Genomic DNA, 18,675 nt, shown 5'->3' on the forward strand with positions numbered 1-18,675 from the left:
TTTTACGAGATTGGCCCCACGCGGCGAATCCGAGCGTCATCTCTATAAAAAATTGAGGAGCACATCGATGCGCGTCATTCTGCTGGGAGCTCCCGGGGCCGGTAAAGGTACTCAGGCAAAGTTCATCACTGAAAAATTCGGCATTCCACAAATCTCCACCGGTGACATGCTGCGCGCAGCCGTCAAGGCCGGCACCGAGCTGGGCCTGATCGCCAAGAGCGTGATGGACAGTGGCGGCCTGGTCTCCGATGACCTGATCATCAACCTGGTCAAGGAACGCATCAGCCAGGAAGACTGCAAGAACGGTTTCCTGTTCGACGGCTTCCCACGCACCATTCCCCAGGCTGAAGCCCTGGTGAAAGCCGGCGTCGAGCTGGACGCCGTGGTCGAAATCGCGGTTGAGGATGAGGAAATCGTCCAGCGTATTGCCGGTCGTCGCGTTCACGAAGCCTCTGGCCGCGTGTACCACACCGTCTACAACCCGCCTAAAGTCGAAGGCAAGGACGATGTCACCGGTGAAGACCTGGTGCAGCGTAAAGACGACACCGAAGAAACCGTGCGTCATCGCCTGTCGGTCTACCATTCCCAGACCAAGCCGCTGGTGGATTTCTACCAGAAGCTGTCCGCAGCCCAGGGCAAGCCGAAGTACAGCCATATCCCTGGCGTCGGCTCGGTGGAAGCCATCACCGCCAAGGTGCTGCAAGCACTGAGCTGATCCTTCATCGGCTCGATACACAACGGCCCGCTTGCGGGCCGTTGTTGTTTATACTGGCGCACTTTTTTTCGACTTGGACACCCACACCGATGAGCACCCTGCTGGCCCTGGACACCGCGACTGAAGCTTGCTCCGTTGCCTTGCTGCATGATGGCAAAGTCACAAGCCACTACGAGGTGATCCCGCGCCTGCACGCGCAGAAGCTGTTGCCGATGATCAAGCAGTTGCTCGAAGACGCTGGCATCACGCTGTCTGCCGTGGACGCCATTGCCTTTGGCCGCGGCCCGGGGGCGTTTACTGGTGTGCGTATCGCCATTGGTGTGGTTCAGGGCTTGGCCTTTGCGTTGGAGCGCCCGGTGCTGCCGGTCTCCAACCTTGCCGTACTGGCTCAGCGTGCCTTGCGCGAACAGGGGGCCCGGCAGGTGGCGGCGGCTATCGATGCACGTATGGACGAAGTGTATTGGGGCTGCTACCGCGAAACGGCTGGCGAAATGCGCCTTGTCGGCGTGGAAGCCGTGCAGCCACCGGAATCGGCGGTATTGCCCGCCGATGCCAGCGGTGACTGGTTCGGCGCTGGCACCGGCTGGGGTTATGGCGAGCGTATCGGCGTTCAACCTGCTGGCCAGGACGCCACCCTGTTGCCTCACGCCGAGGATCTGCTGACCCTGGCGCGCTTTGCGTTCGAACGTGGCGAGGCGATTCCTGCGGATCAGGCTGCACCGGTTTACCTGCGCGATAAAGTGGCGCAGACCAAGGCGGAAAGAGGGATTAGTTGACGCCAAAAATGATGGCAATTTGAGGCAAAAGTCGCCAATCGTCAGAATTTGCCCTCGTTTTTAAACCTTTTTCAAATTATGTGTTCTAGTTATCACCAGAGCATTTGCGCGCGACGGACAGTGCTGCCAAAATGCCATTACTGATAGCGAGTTCGCGCCTATGCGTATTGATGGATTTTCCTCACAGTCGTACCCAATCAAGCGCAAGCCGCGTAAGGCAAACGCTACGGTGGACGACTCCGTCGAGGATTCGCCGGATTTCATCGAGGTCCAATCCGATGCGCAGGCCAGTTCACAAGCCCGCATCAGCGGCGTTCCCGCCCGCCAGCAAGACATGGTCTTCCCGCGCTCCATGAGCAAAAGCGTCGCCACCGCCCTGGCCAGCTACCTGACCACCGCCGGATTTGTCGAATGGGATATGGAAGTGCTGGGCCTCGACATTCACATCTGATGCGGCTGCCTTACTACCTCGGTTGCCCGTCCTGGAGTGAAAACGCCTGGCGCGAGTACCTGTACCCAGTCGACGCCCGCTCCGGCGATTACCTTGCCCTTTATTCCCAGGTCTTCAACGCCGTTGAAGGCAATACCACGTTCTACGCTCGGCCCTCGGTCGCTACCGTGCAGCGCTGGGCCGACATCATGCCTGAAGATTTTCGCTTCACAGCCAAGTTCCCCGGTGACATCAGTCACGGTGGTGACTTGCGCGAGCAATTGCCGGCAGCGGAAAGTTTTGTCGGTTTGATGAGCCCGCTCGGTGAACGTGTTTCACCGCTATGGCTGCAACTGTCGGCGAGTTTTTCGCCGCAACGCCTGGCTGAACTGGCCGGCTTTATTGATGGCCTGGAACGCCCGATGGCGGTGGAAGTACGCCACCCTGAGTTCTTCGCCAGGGGGGATGCCGAACGTACGCTCAACCGCTTGCTGCGTGATCGAGGTGTCGAGCGCATCTGTCTCGATCCGCGCGCGTTGTTCAGTTGCACGTCATCTTCGGCGGCGGTGCTGCATGCACAATCGAAAAAGCCCAAGGTGCCGCCCCGTCCGGCAGCGTTGACCCAGTTCCCCCAAGTGCGTTTTATCGGTCATCCGGAGCTTGAGGCCAATGACCCGTTCCTGGTCCCGTGGGTGGAAAAAATCGCTGGTTGGATCGAAGAAGGCCGTACGCCCTACGTATTCCTGCACACCTCGGACAACCGCCTGGCCGCACAACTGGCCCTGCGTTTCCACGCCAAGTTGATGGTGCGCCTGCCCGGCCTTCCGGCACTGCCGACGTTAGATCGGCAACCCGAAGCGGAACAACTGGGGTTACTCTAGGGCTCTTTTCCCGCCAGGAGTCAGTCATGGATGCCCAAACCCTTCGCGCCGAAACCTTCAAGGCCCTGCATGAACGCGACCGCGCCTTCGTGATGCCTAACCCTTGGGATGCCGGCTCTGCGGTAATGCTCGCCAGCCTTGGCTTTGAAGCCCTGGCCACGACCAGTGCAGGTTATGCGTTCAGCCTGGGGCGCCCGGACGCGGAAGGGGCATTGTCCCTGGAAGACACCTTGCGCAATGCCACCATGATCGCCAAGGCTACCGCGCTGCCGGTGGCGGCCGACCTGGAAAACGGTTTCAGCGACACCCCCGAAGGGTGTGCACAGGCCATACTGAGTGCCGCCGGCAGCGGCATCGTCGGTGGCTCTATCGAGGATGCCACCGGCATTGCCGTCGACCCAATCTATCCCTTCGACCTCTCCGTAGAGCGCGTGGAAGCTGCCGTGGCCGCTGCCCGCAGCTTGCCATTCCCCTTCACACTGACCGCTCGCGCGGAAAACCTCCTGCATGGTCGCGTGGATCTGCCCGACACCATTCGCCGCCTGCAGGCCTACGCCGAAGCCGGTGCCGACGTGCTCTATGCGCCGGGCCTGCGCAGTGCCGAGGACGTGCTCGCGGTGGTCAAGGCCGTGGCGCCAAAACCGGTGAACGTGTTGATGTCCGGCGGCCTGAAACTCAACGTGGCGCAATTGAGCGCGATGGGGGTAAAACGTATCAGCGTGGGCTCGGCCATGGCACTGGCGGCCTATGGTGAATTCTACCGAGCGGCCCAGGAAGTGTATGAGCTGGGCACCTTCAGCTTTACCGAGCGCTCGATGCCCTTCAGCAAGGCCAATCAGTTCTTCAAGGACTGAGCCGTGCGTTTTTTCAGGGTGCTGGGTGCGCTGCTGGTGCTCGGCGGTGCATTTGTCGTGGGTGTATGGCGTGGCTGGCTGCCATTGCCGGCTGAATGGAACCCCTGGTCGCCGCTGGATGTACGGTCCAGCCCTAACCTGTTGACCCGCTACAAGTTGGGACGCCTGCAGGACGACCCCGCGCTGTGCGACCAGGTGCTGAAAACCGCTGGCCTGCGTGTCAGCCATCAGGCTGACACGCCCGCCGACGCTGCCTGTCCGCTGCGCAATACCTTGCGCGTGCAGGGGGCAGACGTGGCATTAAGCAGCAGCTTTCTGGCCAGCTGTCCGTTGGCCGTGGCGTTCGCGCTGTTCGAGCGTCATAGCCTGCAGCCGGCGGCCCAGGCGGTGTTCGGCCAAGCCGTGACGCGGGTCGATCACCTGGGCAGCTTTGCCTGTCGCAACATGTATAACCGTGCCGAAGGGCGGCTCAGCCAGCATGCGTCGGCCAATGCCTTGGATATCGCCGGGTTTCGCCTGGCGGACGGGCGCAGTATCAGCGTGCTCAAGGATTGGTCGGGGGAGGGTGACAGTGCGCGGTTCCTGCGCCAGGTGCGCGATGGCGCCTGTGATGATTTCAATGTGGTGTTGAGCCCGGACTACAACGCCGCGCACCGCAACCATTTCCATCTGGACATGGGCCGTTGGTGGGTGTGTCGCTAGGCCGCCAGGCGCAGGTTGTGGGTGATCAGTGGGCGTGCCCAGTGGTAATCGAAGTCCAGCGCCTTTTGTTGTGCCAGCAGTTCTTCGGTTGGGTAAGGCGTGGCAGGTGGTGGCAACAGGTCCAGTTCGAACTCGGCAATCGGCAAGTGCAGAGGGCGTGGTTCCGGCGCCGGGCCGGGCTCAGGCAGCGGCTGGCCGGCAGTCAGGACGATGGGGCGAACCCAAGTGCTTTCGAAATTCTGCTGGCGTTGTTGAGCGACGATTTCTTCCTGCGGGAATGGCGTGGCGGCTGGTGGCAGCAACTCGGTTTCGAATTCGGCGATGGGCAGGAACAGCGGCTCAGGTGGGGCGATCTCGGTGTCTTTGACGTCGCACTCACGCTGGGTGAGGATCTGCGACAACAGGTCGGCGCCGGCGCTGGGCTCTACTGCCGGGTCCGCCGGTGCCGGCGCCTTGGCGGCGAGCGCGTCCGGCGTTTCACCGAGCTGCTCGGCCAGCGCCCGGGCGAAGAAGTCCTGCCACACATGACTCACCCCGGCCAGCGCTTGAGTATTGCGCAGGCCGTAGTGGTTGTGGGTCGGCAGTACACCGATGGTTAGGGGGAGAATGTCTGACATTTTTCTCGGTCGACGCTCAGCTCTGGCAAAATACCTGACTGTTATTTTTATCGGCCGTTGTTTGCCGATCCTTAATATTTTTGAGCGTAGCGATTGATGAGCGAACAACCAGCGGCCAGCCGCATCCAGGTCGAGGCCTTGGGCGAAGGTTTCCAGGCCCGGGCCGAGCAGTGGGCTGAACAGCTCGGCTTGCCTTTACAGCTCGCGGAGGCGGATTTTTCCCTGCAGGTAGGGGAGCACGGCCTGCAACTGCAGCAGCTTGGGCCTGACGCGCCGGGTCCGGTGCGGGTGGACTTTGTCGAAGGCGGCGCGGCTCACCGGCGGCTATATGGTGGCGGCAGCGGGCAGATGATTGCCAAGGCCGTGGGCATTGCCCAAGGCGTGCGCCCTTGTGTATTGGATGCCACGGCCGGTCTGGGCAAGGACGCGTTCGTGCTGGCCAGCCTGGGCTGCGAGATGAGCCTGATCGAGCGCCAACCGCTGATCGGTGCCTTGCTCGAAGATGGCCTGGCGCGCGGCGCGCAGGATTTTGAGGTGGCGCCCATCGTCGCGCGCATGAAGCTGCTCAAGGGCAACTCCATTGACGTGATGCTCAATTGGCAAGGGGAGCCGCCCCAGGTGATTTACCTCGACCCGATGTTCCCTCACCGGGAGAAAACCGCCCTGGTGAAGAAAGAAATGCGCCTGTTCCGCCCGCTGGTGGGCGATGACCCGGACGCACCGGCCTTGCTGGCCGCCGCCCTGGCCCTGGCCAGCCACCGCGTGGTGGTGAAGCGCCCGCGCAAGGCGCCCTGCATCGAGGGGCCCAAGCCGAGCCATGCGCTGGATGGCAAGTCCAGCCGGTATGACATTTATCCCAAGAAAGCACTCAAGCCTTAAAAGGTACGCAAGAACTTGTAGCGAGCCCGCTCAAGGCCTATAGGCCCGCATAAACAACCCCACCACCTCCTGCACATGGGCTTCGGCGGCTTCTTCACTCAGTCGCCCCCCACAGCCATAAAGCAGGCAAAAGTTCGCCGTGCCCTTGAGCAGGCAGAAGAAGTGCTCGGCCGCGGTAAGCGGTCTGTCGATGCTCAGGGCGCCGCTCTGGTCAATCTTGCCGAGCAGGCGTTCCATGCCCTGGAGCATGCGCATGGGTCCGGCTTCAAAGAAGATTTGGGAGAGTTTCACGTCCTGATTGCCGGTGGTCATCATCAGGCGATGCAGGTTCACCGACTCTTCACTGTTGATCAGCCGATGGAACCCCCGCCCGATATTCAACAATACCGTTTCCACCGGCATGCCTTCGGGCAGTTCGAAGTACATCACCGGCAACTGTTCCTCGCACTTGGCCACCACGGCGGCGGTGAACAAGGTTTCTTTGTCGGTGAAGTGACTGTAGACGGTCAGTTTCGACACGCCGGCCTCAAGGGCCACGGCATCCATGCTGGTGTTGGCGTAGCCATTGCTCAAGAACAGGGTTTTCGCTGCCGAGAGGATAGCCTGGCGTTTTGCCATGTCCTTGGGACGCCCAGGGCTATTGGTGTTTACACGATTGTCGGACATTTTCACCTTTAATACTGGACTGGTGAGTTTGGTATTAATAACATACCGGCCAGTATAATTATTCCTAGCTTCATTTGCGAAAGGTCCTTCAGCATGCGCAGCACTTTCCTGCCCTTTGCGTTGCCTGTCTGCCTGGTCGTCCTGTTGGCCGCTTGCGGCCATGAAGACCCGATCCAGACTACCGTCCGCCCGGCCATGGTGGTGCAGCCGCAGCCCTCGGCTCAGGCGACGGACAGCTACCCGGGTGAAGTACGCGCTCGTTATGAGCCGGACCTGGCCTTTCGCATCGGCGGCAAAGTCAGCAAGCGTCTGGTGGAGGAGGGCGAGCGGGTCAAGGCCAACCAGGCGCTGGCGGAACTGGATCCTCAGGATGTGCGCCTGCAACTGGAGGCCGCCCGTGCCCAGGTGGCCGCTGCCGAGGCCAACCTGAGCCTGGTGCGCGCCGAGCGTGATCGCTACAAGACCCTGATGGACCGTCAGATGGTCAGCCGTTCCCAGTACGACAATTCCGAAAACCTTTACCGTTCCGGCGAAGCGCGTCTCAAGCAGATCAAGGCCGAGTTCGACGTGGCCAGTAACCAGGCCGGTTACTCCGTCCTGCGCGCCCCCCAGGATGGCGTCGTCGCCAAGCGCGCGGTGGAAGTCGGCCAAGTGGTGTCCGCTGGCCAGACCGTGTTCACCCTGGCCACCGATGGCGAGCGTGAAGTGCTCATCAGCCTGCCTGAGCAAGGGTTTGGGCGTTTCAAGATCGGTCAGCCGGTAGCCGTGGAATTGTGGAGCCAACCGGACCAGCGTTTCACCGGGCGCATTCGTGAACTGTCGCCTGCGGCTGACCCAAAATCGCGCACTTTCGCCGCTCGCGTTGCCTTCACCGGCGGCAAAGTCCCGGCGGAACTGGGTCAAAGCGCGCGCGTATTCATACAGTCTGATGGCGTTGTTCCGTTGTCGGTGCCGCTGTCTGCCCTGAGTGCGGAGAACGGTGCGTCCTACGTCTGGCGTGTACAGCCGGACAACACCCTCAAGCGCACACCGGTACGCATCGGTGCCTTCGGCGAAAAAACCGTACCAGTGCTGGAAGGCTTGACCCCCACCGACTGGGTGGTCGCAGCAGGCGTGCATGTACTCCATGAGGGCCAGCAAGTGCGCCCGGTGGATGGCTCCAACCGTATAGTGAACCTGGCGGCCAAGGAGTAGTCCCCGATGGCTTTCAATCTTTCCGAATGGGCGTTGCGTAACCGCCAGATCGTACTGTTCCTGATGATCCTGCTGGCTGTGGTCGGTACCTTGTCCTATACCAAGCTGGGGCAAAGCGAAGACCCACCGTTCACCTTCAAAGCCATGGTGATCAAGACCAACTGGCCCGGCGCTACGGCCCAGGAAGTCTCGCGCCAGGTCACCGAGCGCATCGAGAAAAAACTGATGGAGACCGGCGAATACGAGCGCATCGTCTCCTTCTCTCGCCCAGGAGAGTCCACCGTTACCTTCATTGCGCGCGACTCCATGCACTCCGTGAAGATTCCTGAGCTGTGGTACCAGGTGCGCAAGAAGATCAGCGACATCCGGCAAACCTTGCCGCCGGATATCCAGGGGCCGTTTTTCAACGACGAGTTCGGCACCACCTTCGGCAATATCTACGCCCTGACCGGCGACGGCTTCGACTATGCCGTACTTAAGGACTACGCCGACCGCATCCAGATTCAGCTGCAACGGGTGGCGGATGTGGGCAAGGTCGAGTTACTTGGCCTACAGGATGAGAAGATCTGGATCGAGCTGTCCAACCTCAAGCTCGCCACCCTCGGCCTGCCGTTGGCCGCTGTACAGCAGGCGTTGCAGGAGCAGAACGCGGTGTCCACTGCCGGCTTCTTTGAAACCCCGAGCGAGCGTGTGCAACTGCGTGTGTCGGGTAACTTCAAGACGGTGGAAGAGATCCGCAACTTTCCTATTCGTGTCGGTGATCGAACCTTCCGCATCGGCGATGTTGCCGACATTCACCGCGGTTTCAACGATCCACCGGCGCCGCGCATGCGTTACATGGGGGCGGATGCTATCGGACTGGCCGTGGCCATGCGGGATGGCGGCGATATTCTGGTGCTGGGCAAGGCTCTTGAACGCGAATTCGCACGCTTGCAAAAGAACCTTCCGGCGGGCATGGAGCTGCGCAAGGTGTCAGACCAACCGGCAGCGGTGAAAACCGGCGTCGGCGAATTCGTGCAGGTGTTGGCCGAGGCGTTGGCGATTGTCTTGCTGGTGAGCTTCTTCTCCCTCGGCGTACGCACTGGCATGGTCGTAGCCCTGGCGATTCCGCTGGTGCTGGCAATGACCTTTGCCACCATGTATTACCTCGGCATCGGCCTGCACAAGATCTCCCTCGGTGCGTTGGTGCTGGCCCTCGGCTTGCTGGTGGATGACGCGATCATCGCCGTGGAAATGATGGCAATCAAAATGGAGCAGGGCTACGACCGGCTCAAAGCTGCCAGTTTTGCCTGGACCAGCACCGCCTTCCCGATGCTCACCGGCACGCTGATCACGGCGGCCGGCTTCCTGCCGATTGCTACTGCGCAGTCGAGCACAGGTGAATACACGCGCTCGATTTTCCAGGTGGTGACCATCGCGTTGCTCGCCTCATGGGTCGCCGCCGTGGTGTTTGTGCCGTACCTGGGGGAAAAACTCCTGCCGGACCTGGCAAAGATTCACGCGGCCAAACACGGCACCGATGGTCCGGATCCCTACGGCACGCCGTTCTACCAACGTGTAAGACGCTTGGTGGAGTGGTGCGTGCGTCGGCGCAAAACCGTGATTGTGCTGACGTTGCTGCTGTTTATCGGCTCGGTGGCGTTGTTTCGCTTCGTGCCACAACAGTTCTTCCCGGCCTCGGGCCGCCTGGAACTGATGGTCGACCTGAAACTGGCTGAAGGCGCTTCCCTGAGCAACACTGCCGACCAGGTCAAGCGCCTGGAAGCCTTGCTCAAGGAGCACGCCGGCATTGATAACTATGTGGCCTACGTCGGCACCGGTTCGCCGCGTTTCTACCTGCCACTGGACCAGCAACTGCCAGCGGCCAGTTTTGCGCAGTTCGTGGTGTTGGCTAAAACTATCGAGGGACGCGAAAGCCTGCGTACCTGGCTGATTGAAACGCTTAACGAACAATTTCCCGACCTGCGCTCCCGTGTCACCCGCCTGGAGAACGGCCCGCCCGTGGGCTATCCGGTGCAGTTCCGCGTAACCGGCGAACATATCGAGGAAGTCCGTGCCCTTGCGCGGAAAGTCGCGGCCAAGGTTCGTGAAAATACCCACGTGGTCAACGTGCACCTGGACTGGGAAGAGCCGAGCAAGATCGTCTACCTCAATATCGACCAGGACCGCGCCCGCGCACTCGGCGTCAGTACCGCCAACCTGTCGAAATTCCTGCAAAGCTCACTGACCGGCTCCAGCGTCAGTCAATACCGAGAGGACAACGAGTTGATCGAAATCCTCCTGCGCGGCACCGTCCACGAACGCACCGAGTTGTCGCTGTTGCCAAGCCTGGCGGTGCCGACTGACAACGGCAAAAGCGTGGCCCTGTCGCAGATCGCCACTCTCGAATACGGCTTTGAAGAGGGCATTATCTGGCACCGCAACCGTCTGCCGACGGTGACCGTGCGCGCCGATATCTACGGCAAGGAACAACCGGCGACCCTGGTGCAGCAGATCCTGCCAACCCTTGAAGGCGTGCGCGCCGAACTGCCGGATGGCTACCTGCTGGACGTCGGTGGCACCGTCGAAGACTCCGCTCGCGGGCAGAACTCGGTGAAGGCCGGTGTGCCGCTGTTTATCGTGGTGGTGCTGACCTTGCTGATGCTGCAACTGCGCAGCTTCTCACGCTCCGCGATGGTTTTTCTGACCGCGCCGTTGGGCCTGATTGGTGTGACGCTGTTCCTGCTGGTGTTCCGCCAGCCCTTCGGCTTCGTGGCCATGCTCGGGACCATCGCGCTGTCTGGGATGATCATGCGCAATTCGGTGATCCTGGTGGACCAGATCGAGCAGGATATCAAGGCCGGCCTGGCGCCGTGGCAGGCGATTATCGAAGCTACCGTGCGGCGTTTCCGCCCGATTGTGCTGACCGCCCTCGCAGCGGTGCTGGCGATGATCCCGCTGTCACGCAGCGTGTTCTTCGGGCCGATGGCGGTGGCGATCATGGGCGGGCTGATTGTGGCGACGGCGTTGACGCTGCTGTTCTTGCCGGCGTTGTACGCGGCGTGGTTCCGGGTGAGGAAGGGTGTTGTGTAAGCCTTGGAGTAACTTGGCGCGCTGATGGGGAACCTTTTTCTCACGCGTGCCACATAAGGTTACCTGTCAGGCAGGTACTTTATTCGGTCGGTTTGATCGCCAGAATAAAGATTCCATGACATTCATAGAGGCGGAAATAAGATGCTACAGGCATTGGGCAGCATGTACATGGCGTTTGGTGCATTGTTGGGTGGCAGTCAACCATCGCAAACGTGCAACGATTGCAACTCAGGTCGAAATAAGCGTGATCTGGAGGAAAGGGTATCGAATATGGAAAGAAATTCGATTAACTTCAGGCCAGTACAACCCACAAGCGGTATCACGATTCAGAATAGCAACACAAACACCCTCATCAGCCACTGAATGCGTTGATTGGCAGCGTGCGTCTTTTCGCACACTGCAATTGCAAGAGCCCCGAATGCCACGGGGCGTTTGCTTTTTTCACGATAAATAACGGCCTCTGTGATACAACGCCCCAACACTTTATTCGCCAGGTTGGCAGCCGTAAGGGCTATCGGTGAAAAGACGATTGTTCATGACCCACTGAGGATAATGTTCATGTTGGGTACCGTTTTAGCACTCGTGTTGCTATTGGTTGTGCCCGGGCCGACAAACACCCTGTTGCTGCGCGCCGGTGTGCTGCTCGGCTTTCGGGCGTCGTGGAAGCTGGCCTACGTCGAGTGCGTGGCCTACGTGCTGCAGGTGTCACTGTGGGGCGTGGCGCTGGTTTATCTGGCAACGTATTCGCCTTGGGCATTGAAGGCTACGCAAATGGCCGCGGCCTGTTACTTGCTGTACGTGTCCTATCAGTTATGGCAGCGCAAAGAGCAGGCTGTTGCGCCAGGCAAGGATCGGTTCTCCGGGCTGTATTTCTTCTGGCTGACGGTGATGAACCCCAAGGGCTTGTTGATCGTTTCGTTTATCGCGCCAGCGCATACATTTACCGCGTTGCTGGACTACACCGTATTCATGGCCACGCTTGCGCTGGTCGTGATACCCGTGGGCTCGGCCTGGATTATTCTGGGGAGTCAATTCGAGGGTATTCGAAGGACCTGGCTGACGCCCTTGAAGATCAATCGTGCGACTTCTGTGGCTATCTGCTGTTTTGCCACGCTAATGATGGGGCGCCTGGCCGACTCGCTCTTTTATTGAGCCTGAGACAAAAAACGCCAGGTATCGGATGACCGACCCTGGCGTTGTGAGGGGTGTCGAGGCACCCAGTGCGGAGTTTTCGGTTACAGCGCGCCAAACACTTTCTTCGCCAGGCTGGTAGCCGCAGCCGCCGGGTTCTTGCGAATCGTCTCTTCCTGCTGCGCAATCATCTTGAACAAACCATCCAGCGCCTGTTCGGTCACGTAGTTTTCGACGTTGGCGCTCTTGGCATCCACGGCGCCAAACGCGGCGGCCTTACCTGCGAGGGCGTTGTACTGCTGGGCCACGCCCACCTTGTCGGTAGCGGCCTTGACGATCGGCAGGAACTTGGCGCGGATCTGTTCGCGACTGCTCTTGTTCAAGTACTGGGTGGCGGAGTCCTGGCCGCCGCTGAGGATGCCCTTGGCGTCGGTCACGCTCATGTTTTTCACCGCGTTGACCAGGATCGGCTGGGCCTGGGTCACGGCGGTTTCAGCAGCTTTGTTCATGCTGTCTTCCAACTGCGTGACCTGGTCACCCATGCCGAACATTTTCAGTTTTTCGGCGACTTTGCCCAGCTTGCCCGGCAGGCCGATCTTCACTTCAGGGTTGTTGCTGAAACCGCCGGGTACACCGAGTTGTTTTACGGCGATCTGTGCGCCCTGGGTCAAGGCGTCCTTGAGGCCGCCGCTGGCGTCGCCCTGGGACAGGCTACTGAGGTCCAGAGCCATGGCATTGGTGCCGAGCAGCAGGCCGGCAAACAGGGCAGTGAGGCGAAGGGAGTTGCGGAGCATGGACGCTTCCTTATGTTCGAAGTCAGGGTGCTACGGCGTTCACGCGCACGCGCAGCGGCTGTGGATCCTGGCCGTTGAGCTGCACTGTGTGCCGTTCGGTGGTGATAAACAGTAGCTTGCCATCCAGTTCGATGCGAGCGCTCACCGAATAACTGTGGCCCGGCTTGATCTGTGCGGGGTCGTAGGTCAAGTGAAACGGCAGCGGCACCTGGCCTTTGACCGGGCCTTTCTGCTCGGCCAGCGTCACAGCGGGCGTATCCGCCAGGGACACGTCCTGGAGGCTGACACTCAAGGTGGCGGCGGGCGGCAGGGCGATGCGTTGCAGGTAGAACACTTCGCCGTCGAGGCTGGCCTTGGGGGCGGGATGCATGGATTGGCAGGCTCCCAGCAGGGCGGTTAGGCCCAGGAGAATGATTTTTTTCATGGTGCAGCTCCTTTTCAACGGCGCCAGCATCCAACTGGCGCCTTGTTCAATCTAGCGTGTTTCTTCTGCTTCCACCGGCGCTTCCGCCGCGCCATCCACACGGTGCAAGGCCACCTGGCGGATCGACAGGCGAATCTCCGCGGGCAACACGCGTTTGGCCGCGCCTTCGGCCAGTTCGCCGAGCAGATCGTGGTAGCTCAACTTGCCGGCCTCGTCGCGGCGCAGCACATCTTGCTCCAGCAAGGTCTGGATGAAATGTCGGAAAAGGCTCTTGTCGAAGAATTCCGGGGCGTTGAGGCCATGCAGGATCGACAGGCGCTGGGCCATGATCGTGCACAGGTCTTCCAGTTCTTCGGCGCTGATGCTGTTCTGGCCGCTGTTGAGCAGCAGCGAGATCGCCATGTAGAAGCGTTGCAGGGTCTGTGCGATGGTTTTGGACAGTAGCGTCAGCAACACGAAGTGTCGCGAGCTCGGTGCCGGGCGCAGGTACACGTTGTTTTCGAAGCGCAGCAGGCCTTGTTCGACGAACGCGTCCAGCCATTGATCGACCACGGTATCCAACTCGTCCAGTGACCAGCGAATAAACAGTTCCGATTGCAGGTACGGGTACAGCGCATGGGTATAGCGCAGGATCTGTTCGCGGCTCATCCGCGAGCTGCTCTGGAAGAAGCTGGCCAGCAGCGCCGGCAGGGCGAAGATGTGCAGCACGTTGTTGCGGTAGTAGGTCATCAGGACGGCGTTCTGCTCGTCCAGGTACAGAATCTTGCCCAAGGCATCGCTCTGTTCCGACAGCAGGTTCATGTCCTTGACGTGCTTGATCAGCGCCAGGCCGTCGCCTTCGGGCAAGGTGGTATGGGGCGAATAAGGCACGCGGCGCAGCAGCGCCAGGTACAGGTCCAACTGGCGGGCCATGGCCTGTTCATCCAGGGCCAGGCGTGTGGTGGACAACAGCGCCAGGGCGACCAGGTTCACCGGGTTCACCGCGGCGGCTTCGTTCAAGTGGCGGGCCACCTGCTCGCCGAGGCGGTTGGTGGTTTCGTTGAGCCAGGCCGGTTTGTAGTTCGGGCCCAGTTCCTGGGCGCGCCAGTCCGGTTGCTCGGCGTCGAGGAATTCCGCCAGCTTGATCGGCTCGCCGAAGTTGACCGCGACCTGGCCAAAGCGCTGCTTGAGCGCGCCGACCACTTTGAAAATATCGAAGATCGACTCTTTCTTCTTGCTCGCCCCACGCAGCTCGCCGAGATACGTACGGCCTTCGAGCACGCGCTCATAGCCGATATACACCGGCACGAACACGATCGGCATGCGTGAGGAACGCAGGAAGCTGCGCAGGGTGATGGCCAGCATCCCGGTCTTCGGCTGCAACATGCGCCCGGTGCGCGAGCGTCCGCCTTCGACGAAGTACTCCACCGGGAAGCCCTTGGTGAACAGGGTATGCAGGTATTCGTTGAACACCGAGGTGTACAGCGGGTTGCCCTTGAAGGTGCGGCGCATGAAAAACGCACCGCCGCGGCGCAACAGGCTGCCGATCACCGGCATGTTCAGGTTGATGCCGGCGGCGATATGCGGCGGGGTCAGGCCGTTCTTGAACAGCAGGTAGGACAGCAGCAGGTAGTCGATATGGCTGCGGTGGCAAGGCACATAAATCACCTCGTAGCCCTGGGCAACCTTTTGCACGCCCTCAATGTTATTGACCTTGATGCCGTCGTAGATTTTGTTCCAGAACCAGCTCAGCACCACTTCCAGGAAGCGGATCGCGGTGTAGGTGTAGTCCGAGGCGATCTCATTGCCGTAGCGCAGGGCCAGGGCCTTGGCTTTTTCCGGACTGATTTTTTCCCGCTCGGCTTCGTCAAGGATGGCCTGGCGCACCAGCGGCATGTTGACCAGGCCTTTCACCAGATTGCGCCGGTGGGACAAATCGGGGCCAATCACCGCAGTCTTCAGGTTACGAAAGTGCACGCGCAGGATGCGTTGGGCCATGCGAACGGTGCGTTCGTGGCCTTTATTGTGCTCGATCAATTCACGCAGGTTGATGGGCGCGGAGAATTGCACGCGGGTCTTGCGTCCCAGGATCAGGATGCTCAACAACCGGCGTAGACGCCCGGTGACCGCCCAGCTGTCGGCAAACAGCAGTTTCCACGGGCTGGACTCGCTGGCAGGGGTTTGCCCCCAGAACACGCTGACCGGAATGATTTGTGCATTCTCTTCGGCGTGTTCGCTGAGGGTGTTGACCAGTCGGGTCAGGGTCGGCGGGGCGCCGCGCTTGTCCTGACGCCCCAGCCAGTCCGGCTCGGGCGTGAGGTAAAAGAACGCCGCGGGTTCCATCAACGGGCCTACCGATACCGGCAGCACCGGGCGCGGCAGGCCTGCCTTGGTGCACTCGGCATCGACCACGGCCAATTCGGTGAGGGAGGGCGATTGCAGGACGTAAAACACCGGCCGGCTGCGGTCGAGGTTAAGGGTTAGGGACGACTGGTTGATCGTCTCCGAGCGAACCCAGAGGTACAACAGTCGGCGCAAGGTGCCAAATACCAGACGGCGGAACGGGGAGCGGGTCATAGGCGAGCTGCTTCAAGTGGGAAAAACCGAGCAGGCGCTCGGGCGGGTAGTGTGCCGTATTCGCCGAAAATCGGCAAAAAAGCAGCGATGTAAACTTGAGTTGATCGTTTTTGAGCCTGTCTTATACTCGGCAGTTCAACGCGACCGGCTCAACAATAACAATCAAGTGGGAGTGAACAGATGGCAACGCGCGAGACAGGCAATGTGAAGTGGTTCAACGACGCCAAGGGCTATGGCTTTATCCAGCGTGAAGATGGCAAGGATGTGTTTGTGCACTACCGCGCCATTCGCGGCGATGGCCACCGTTCGTTGGCCGAGGGCCAGCAGGTGGAATATGCCGTGGTGACTGGCGAGAAGGGGTTGCAGGCGGAGGATGTGGTCGGCCTGTAAGTTCACCACTGAACCCATGTGGGAGGGGGCTTGCTCCCGATGGCAGAGTGTCAGTCACTGAATACATTGGCTGATACACCGCTATCGGGGGCAAGCCCCCTCCCACATGTTGATTGTGGTTTCCCGCTCAGGCTCAGGCAGTTTTCCAGGTGATCTGCTCTTCACCGTCTGCGCTGATGCGTATCCAGGTGTCGGCGCTTTCCTCACCTTCCTCCTCGACCCAGCTTCCCGGCGCGCAGCGCACTTCCACGTTCAGTGCAGCAAACGCAGCGCGGGCGCAGGCAATGTCGTCTTCCCACGGCGTCTGGTCACTTTCCAGGTACAGGCTGTTCCACTTGCCTACGGCTTTCGGCAGCCAGGTGACCGGCACATTGCCGGCCTTGCATTTGTAGGTCTGGCCACGTTGGACCCAGTCGCTGCAAGGGCCCAGGGCGGTGCCCAGCCAAGCGGCGATGGCCTTGTAGTCGACGTCGGCGTCCTTCAGGTAAATCTCGATATCGGGTTGGCGCATGGATATTCCTCGTTGCGGGATTCGAAAATCCATTCGCGGATGTTTAAAAGTCGGTTATTGAAGCACGAAATAATCGTAGCGCATCGATACCGTGACCAGCAGCGGTTCGGCCGCCTCGATCACCTCGGCACGGCGTTCGGCACTGGCGCGCCAGCCGTGAGGGGTCATGGCCAGCAGGTTGGCGCGGTCCTGGGGCTCGGCCAGGCTCAACGTGAATTCCAGGGTTTCGCTGTGCGCCAGGCTCATGCCGTCCGGCACCAGGGCCAGGTGCTTGTCGTCGGTGTACTCGCGCACTTCGTCGTACAGGCGCTCGCGCAGTTCCATCAGATGGCCGCTGGTAGGGCCGACCTTCATCAGGCCGCCGCCCGGGCTGAGCAGGCGCTTGGCCTCTTGCCAGTCCAACGGGCTGAACACACTGGCGAGGAACTGGCAGCTGGCGTCGGCCAACGGCACGCGGGCCATACTGGCGATCAACCAGGTCAGCGCCGGGTTGCGCTTGCACGCGCGCTTGACCGCTTCCTTGGAAATGTCCAGCGCGTAGCCATCGGCATGGGGCAGGGCCGCGGCGATTTGCGCGGTGTAGTAACCCTCGCCACAACCGATGTCCACCCAGCGCTGCGGTGCACGTTCGGCGGCCAGCTCGGCCAGGCGCTTGGCTACCGGGGCGTAGTGCCCGGCGTTGAGAAAGTCACGACGCGCCTCGACCATGGCCAGGTTGTCGCCCGGGTCGCGGCTGTTCTTGTGCTGCACCGGCAACAGGTTCAGGTAACCCTGGCGCGCGCGGTCGAAACGATGCCCGGCCGGGCACGCCACGCCATTGTCCACCGCATTGAGCGGTGCGTTGCAAATGGGGCAGGCCAGCATCAGGCGAGCAACTTGATCAGGGTCTGGTAATAGATTTCGGTCAGCACATCGAGGTCGCTGGCCAGGATCCGCTCGTTGACCTGGTGGATCGTCGCATTCACCGGGCCCAACTCCACCACCTGGGTGCCGAGGGTCGCAATGAAGCGCCCGTCGGAAGTGCCGCCACTGGTGGAGGCCTGGGTCTCACGCCCGGTGATCGCCTTGATGCTGGCCGACACCGCATCGAGCAACGCGCCCGGCTCGGTGAGGAACGGCAGGCCCGACAGCGCCCACTCCACATGCCAGTCCAGGCCATGCTTGTCGAGAATCGCCGCAACCCGCTGTTGCAGGCCTTCGACAGTGGATTCGGTGGAAAAACGGAAGTTGAACACCGCCGTCAGGTCACCCGGAATCACGTTGGTGGCGCCGGTGCCAGAGTTGAGGTTGGAGATCTGGAAGCTGGTCGGCGGGAAGAAGGCGTTGCCGTTGTCCCAGTGTTCGGCGGCCAGTTCGGCCAGGGCCGGTGCGGCCAGGTGGATCGGGTTCTTCGCCAGGTGCGGGTAGGCCACATGGCCCTGCACACCGCGCACGGTCAGGGTGGCGCCGAGGGAGCCGCGACGGCCGTTCTTGACCACATCGCCCACCAGGGTGGTGCTCGACGGTTCGCCTACGACGCACCAGTCCAGGCGCTCCTTGCGCGCCGCCAGGCGTTCAATCACGGCCTTGGTGCCGTGGTGCGCCGGGCCTTCCTCATCGCTGGTGATCAGGAACGCGACCGAGCCCTTGTGGTCCGGGTAGTCGCTGACGAAGCGCTCCGCCGCCACCAGCATCGCGGCCAGGCTGCCCTTCATGTCCGCTGCGCCACGCCCGCAGAGCATGCCGTTTTCGTCGATCAATGCGTCGAACGGGTCGTTCTGCCAGGCGTGCACCGGACCGGTGGGGACCACGTCGGTGTGGCCGGCGAAGCACAGCACCGGACCCTCGTGCTTGCCATGGGTGGCCCAGAAGTTGTCCACATCCTCGATACGCATCGGCTCCAGCGCAAAACCGGCGTCGCCCAGGCGCTGCATCATCAGCTTCTGGCAATCGGCGTCGATCGGCGTGACCGAGGGACGACGGATCAGGTCGATGGCAAGTTGAAGGGTCGGCGAAAGGTCGGCATGGGCCGTCATGGGAAAACTCCGGAAAGCATGTTTGGAAGAGCAGGGCGGGCAGACAAAACGGCCGTTATCTTATAGCA

General features: G+C 61.1%; 19 protein-coding genes. 11 read left to right on the forward strand and 8 right to left on the reverse strand.

Annotated elements, in window-relative coordinates:
* The first annotated feature begins 67 nt into the window (after nt 1–67).
* From adk to HCF10_RS02785, 6 genes are all read left to right on the forward strand, one after another.
* Nucleotides 68–715, forward strand: a complete 648-nt coding sequence (gene adk, locus HCF10_RS02760; protein WP_010212617.1) for an adenylate kinase — start codon at nt 68–70, stop codon at nt 713–715.
* Between the two features lie 89 nt (nt 716–804).
* Nucleotides 805–1,491, forward strand: coding sequence for a tRNA (adenosine(37)-N6)-threonylcarbamoyltransferase complex dimerization subunit type 1 TsaB (tsaB, locus tag HCF10_RS02765; RefSeq protein WP_131697280.1), 687 nt, complete (start codon nt 805–807; stop codon nt 1,489–1,491).
* A 160-nt stretch (nt 1,492–1,651) separates the two neighbouring features.
* Nucleotides 1,652–1,942, forward strand: coding sequence for a hypothetical protein (locus tag HCF10_RS02770; protein ID WP_065926482.1), 291 nt, complete (start codon nt 1,652–1,654; stop codon nt 1,940–1,942).
* Complete coding sequence (locus tag HCF10_RS02775) at nt 1,942–2,802, forward strand: DUF72 domain-containing protein (RefSeq protein WP_167654835.1); 861 nt, start codon at nt 1,942–1,944, stop codon at nt 2,800–2,802. The genes HCF10_RS02770 and HCF10_RS02775 overlap by 1 nt, the downstream gene beginning before the upstream one ends.
* A 26-nt stretch (nt 2,803–2,828) precedes the next feature.
* Nucleotides 2,829–3,656 carry an isocitrate lyase/PEP mutase family protein gene (locus tag HCF10_RS02780; protein WP_167654836.1) on the forward strand — a complete coding sequence of 276 codons (828 nt, stop codon included), beginning with the start codon at nt 2,829–2,831 and terminating at the stop codon, nt 3,654–3,656.
* A 3-nt stretch (nt 3,657–3,659) separates the two neighbouring features.
* Nucleotides 3,660–4,358, forward strand: a complete 699-nt coding sequence (locus HCF10_RS02785; RefSeq protein ID WP_131697277.1) for an extensin-like domain-containing protein — start codon at nt 3,660–3,662, stop codon at nt 4,356–4,358.
* Here the strand turns inward: HCF10_RS02785 and HCF10_RS02790 are convergent.
* Entirely contained in the window at nt 4,355–4,975 is a 621-nt protein-coding gene (locus HCF10_RS02790; RefSeq protein WP_131697276.1) for an energy transducer TonB, read from the reverse strand. The genes HCF10_RS02785 and HCF10_RS02790 overlap by 4 nt on opposite strands.
* Before the next feature lie 96 nt (nt 4,976–5,071).
* On the opposite strand from HCF10_RS02790, the gene HCF10_RS02795 reads away from it, so the two are divergent.
* Nucleotides 5,072–5,854, forward strand: a complete 783-nt coding sequence (locus HCF10_RS02795; RefSeq protein WP_131697275.1) for a class I SAM-dependent methyltransferase — start codon at nt 5,072–5,074, stop codon at nt 5,852–5,854.
* A gap of 30 nt (nt 5,855–5,884) precedes the next feature.
* Here HCF10_RS02795 and HCF10_RS02800 read toward each other — a convergent pair whose 3' ends face one another.
* Nucleotides 5,885–6,520: a TetR/AcrR family transcriptional regulator gene (locus HCF10_RS02800; RefSeq protein WP_131697274.1), complete on the reverse strand. Its 636-nt coding sequence runs from the start codon at nt 6,518–6,520 to the stop codon at nt 5,885–5,887.
* Between the two features lie 93 nt (nt 6,521–6,613).
* On the opposite strand from HCF10_RS02800, the gene HCF10_RS02805 reads away from it, so the two are divergent.
* From HCF10_RS02805 to HCF10_RS02815, 3 genes are all read left to right on the forward strand, one after another.
* Entirely contained in the window at nt 6,614–7,714 is a 1,101-nt protein-coding gene (locus tag HCF10_RS02805; protein ID WP_167654837.1) for an efflux RND transporter periplasmic adaptor subunit, read from the forward strand.
* Between the two features lie 6 nt (nt 7,715–7,720).
* On the forward strand, nt 7,721–10,786 hold the full coding sequence (locus HCF10_RS02810; RefSeq protein ID WP_167654838.1) for an efflux RND transporter permease subunit: 3,066 nt from the start codon (nt 7,721–7,723) through the stop codon (nt 10,784–10,786).
* Nucleotides 10,787–11,344: 558 nt separating this feature from the next.
* The gene (locus HCF10_RS02815; protein WP_167654839.1) at nt 11,345–11,938 is read left to right on the forward strand and encodes a LysE family translocator; all 594 of its coding nucleotides are present in this window, start codon (nt 11,345–11,347) and stop codon (nt 11,936–11,938) included.
* A gap of 83 nt (nt 11,939–12,021) precedes the next feature.
* Here the strand turns inward: HCF10_RS02815 and HCF10_RS02820 are convergent, their stop codons facing one another.
* From HCF10_RS02820 to plsB, 3 genes are read right to left on the reverse strand one after another with little or no spacing between them, the layout of a single operon-like run.
* Complete coding sequence (locus tag HCF10_RS02820) at nt 12,022–12,711, reverse strand: DUF4197 domain-containing protein (protein WP_167654840.1); 690 nt, start codon at nt 12,709–12,711, stop codon at nt 12,022–12,024.
* A 22-nt stretch (nt 12,712–12,733) separates the two neighbouring features.
* Nucleotides 12,734–13,135, reverse strand: a complete 402-nt coding sequence (locus HCF10_RS02825) for a YbaY family lipoprotein (RefSeq protein WP_131697269.1) — start codon at nt 13,133–13,135, stop codon at nt 12,734–12,736.
* Between the two features lie 51 nt (nt 13,136–13,186).
* Nucleotides 13,187–15,691: a glycerol-3-phosphate 1-O-acyltransferase PlsB gene (plsB, locus tag HCF10_RS02830; RefSeq protein WP_145335069.1), complete on the reverse strand. Its 2,505-nt coding sequence runs from the start codon at nt 15,689–15,691 to the stop codon at nt 13,187–13,189.
* Nucleotides 15,692–15,871: 180 nt separating this feature from the next.
* Here plsB and HCF10_RS02835 point away from each other — a divergent pair, with 180 nt between their 5' ends.
* A complete protein-coding gene (locus HCF10_RS02835; RefSeq protein WP_032891681.1) occupies nt 15,872–16,081 on the forward strand; it encodes a cold-shock protein in 210 nt (69 codons plus the stop codon).
* Between the two features lie 133 nt (nt 16,082–16,214).
* Here HCF10_RS02835 and HCF10_RS02840 read toward each other — a convergent pair whose 3' ends face one another.
* Genes HCF10_RS02840 through dapE form a run of 3 tightly spaced genes read right to left on the reverse strand, consistent with a single transcriptional unit; the run spans nt 16,215 to nt 18,607 of the window.
* Nucleotides 16,215–16,592, reverse strand: a complete 378-nt coding sequence (locus tag HCF10_RS02840; protein ID WP_065938761.1) for a hypothetical protein — start codon at nt 16,590–16,592, stop codon at nt 16,215–16,217.
* Nucleotides 16,593–16,646: 54 nt separating this feature from the next.
* The gene (locus HCF10_RS02845; protein ID WP_131697267.1) at nt 16,647–17,456 is read right to left on the reverse strand and encodes a putative RNA methyltransferase; all 810 of its coding nucleotides are present in this window, start codon (nt 17,454–17,456) and stop codon (nt 16,647–16,649) included.
* Entirely contained in the window at nt 17,456–18,607 is a 1,152-nt protein-coding gene (dapE, locus tag HCF10_RS02850; protein WP_167654841.1) for a succinyl-diaminopimelate desuccinylase, read from the reverse strand. Before dapE ends, HCF10_RS02845 begins: the two co-directional genes overlap by 1 nt.
* Between the last annotated feature and the right edge of the window lie 68 nt (nt 18,608–18,675).

Origin of the sequence: Pseudomonas sp. B14(2022) (genome assembly GCF_012030485.1) — a bacterium.
Lineage (GTDB): Bacteria > Pseudomonadota > Gammaproteobacteria > Pseudomonadales > Pseudomonadaceae > Aquipseudomonas.

Excerpts from the sequence above, each read along its gene's own strand:
- adk (WP_010212617.1), top strand. The coding sequence starts at position 68 with ATGCGCGTCATTCTGCTGGGAGCTCCCGGGGCCGGTAAAGGTACTCAG.
- tsaB (WP_131697280.1), top strand. The coding sequence starts at position 805 with ATGAGCACCCTGCTGGCCCTGGACACCGCGACTGAAGCTTGCTCCGTT.
- HCF10_RS02770 (WP_065926482.1), top strand. The coding sequence starts at position 1,652 with ATGCGTATTGATGGATTTTCCTCACAGTCGTACCCAATCAAGCGCAAG.
- HCF10_RS02775 (WP_167654835.1), top strand. The coding sequence starts at position 1,942 with ATGCGGCTGCCTTACTACCTCGGTTGCCCGTCCTGGAGTGAAAACGCC.
- HCF10_RS02780 (WP_167654836.1), top strand. The coding sequence starts at position 2,829 with ATGGATGCCCAAACCCTTCGCGCCGAAACCTTCAAGGCCCTGCATGAA.
- HCF10_RS02790 (WP_131697276.1), bottom strand. The coding sequence starts at position 4,975 with ATGTCAGACATTCTCCCCCTAACCATCGGTGTACTGCCGACCCACAAC.
- HCF10_RS02795 (WP_131697275.1), top strand. The coding sequence starts at position 5,072 with ATGAGCGAACAACCAGCGGCCAGCCGCATCCAGGTCGAGGCCTTGGGC.
- HCF10_RS02800 (WP_131697274.1), bottom strand. The coding sequence starts at position 6,520 with ATGTCCGACAATCGTGTAAACACCAATAGCCCTGGGCGTCCCAAGGAC.
- HCF10_RS02805 (WP_167654837.1), top strand. The coding sequence starts at position 6,614 with ATGCGCAGCACTTTCCTGCCCTTTGCGTTGCCTGTCTGCCTGGTCGTC.
- HCF10_RS02810 (WP_167654838.1), top strand. The coding sequence starts at position 7,721 with ATGGCTTTCAATCTTTCCGAATGGGCGTTGCGTAACCGCCAGATCGTA.
- HCF10_RS02815 (WP_167654839.1), top strand. The coding sequence starts at position 11,345 with ATGTTGGGTACCGTTTTAGCACTCGTGTTGCTATTGGTTGTGCCCGGG.
- HCF10_RS02820 (WP_167654840.1), bottom strand. The coding sequence starts at position 12,711 with ATGCTCCGCAACTCCCTTCGCCTCACTGCCCTGTTTGCCGGCCTGCTG.
- HCF10_RS02825 (WP_131697269.1), bottom strand. The coding sequence starts at position 13,135 with ATGAAAAAAATCATTCTCCTGGGCCTAACCGCCCTGCTGGGAGCCTGC.
- plsB (WP_145335069.1), bottom strand. The coding sequence starts at position 15,691 with ATGACCCGCTCCCCGTTCCGCCGTCTGGTATTTGGCACCTTGCGCCGA.
- HCF10_RS02835 (WP_032891681.1), top strand. The coding sequence starts at position 15,872 with ATGGCAACGCGCGAGACAGGCAATGTGAAGTGGTTCAACGACGCCAAG.
- HCF10_RS02840 (WP_065938761.1), bottom strand. The coding sequence starts at position 16,592 with ATGCGCCAACCCGATATCGAGATTTACCTGAAGGACGCCGACGTCGAC.
- HCF10_RS02845 (WP_131697267.1), bottom strand. The coding sequence starts at position 17,456 with ATGCTGGCCTGCCCCATTTGCAACGCACCGCTCAATGCGGTGGACAAT.
- dapE (WP_167654841.1), bottom strand. The coding sequence starts at position 18,607 with ATGACGGCCCATGCCGACCTTTCGCCGACCCTTCAACTTGCCATCGAC.